The 262-nt window shown below is 38.2% G+C and carries 1 protein-coding gene; it reads left to right on the top strand.

Features of this window, described 5'->3' with window-relative positions; genetic code table 11:
- A partial coding sequence (locus M3182_RS25915; protein ID WP_251560692.1) for a transposase occupies nucleotides 1–262 on the top strand: 262 nt, incomplete at both ends.

The following is a 262-nucleotide window of genomic DNA, read 5'->3' as shown; positions in this document are numbered from 1 at the left end:
AGAAGTGAAGTTAAACCAGTAGAAGAACTGCCTCCAGTCATTGCCATTGATGAATATAAGGGGGATACCAGAGAAGGAAAATACCAACTTATTATTGCCGATGGAATTACCAAAAAACCACTAGATATACTGCCCAATCGTTACAAGAGTACGATTAAGCATTATCTTCAAAGACATGGAAATCAAGTTCAGGTTGTCATTATGGATATGAGTCATTCCTTTAAAGCTGCCGTTCAAAGTGCTTTAGGTAAACCGGTGATTG

This window comes from Mesobacillus maritimus, from assembly GCF_023715205.1.
In the GTDB taxonomy this organism is placed as follows: Bacteria; Bacillota; Bacilli; order Bacillales; family Cytobacillaceae; genus Mesobacillus_B; species Mesobacillus_B maritimus_C.
This window is presented reverse-complemented; position numbering and strand designations above follow the sequence as displayed.